General features: G+C 40.9%; 1 pseudogene. It reads right to left on the reverse strand.

From position 1 onward, the window contains the following. A pseudogene (locus IE080_RS19400) lies at window positions 1-629 on the reverse strand (hypothetical protein); the annotation flags it as partial.

Below are 629 nucleotides of genomic sequence, written 5' to 3' on the forward strand. Positions count from 1 at the left end.
GCATACAACTCGGCAAATTCCTTCATTAGCTTTCCCTCATGAAACCCTTCTCCCTCGTACCCATAGCCTATGGCACTCGCTGAATAATTAACATACGAAAATAGGTAACGCCCATCCTCATCACGGCGAAAATAAGCATTCATCGATTCATCAATAGGTAAATACTTGTACCTTCTTGATTCAGACATTTTAGTTTCCTGATCCGGATTTTCCCATTTGAGACTCATTCGGTGAAGCCCATAATCTAGCTGATCGATGTAAAATTTTCCTTGCTGTAGTTTTTTCTTATGAGACCTACCCCACTTTTTAATATCACGGTCAAAAGCCTTGCTCGCTGCACGGAAAGACAACACATACACAGGTCGGTCATGGATGATATCTTCTCCTTCTAGGGTGTATTCGAACCAGTTCGGGTTCAATCCGAAATAAAGAAATGGCTCTTTAGCAATTGGCCAATTTACTGCATTTCTCCCACTTCCACTAAAGCGATGAAGCACATGATAATCTGATTTTTGAACCTGATAAAACGTATTGTAATGAACATCCCCATCGCCAGAGTCTTTATTTTTTTCAAAAAAAGAAGGATCATAGCCCGCATAATGCATATATCCCGCAGCCCTTGCAAAACC

Source organism: Mongoliitalea lutea (genome assembly GCF_014652135.1).
Lineage (GTDB): Bacteria > Bacteroidota > Bacteroidia > Cytophagales > Cyclobacteriaceae > Mongoliitalea > Mongoliitalea lutea.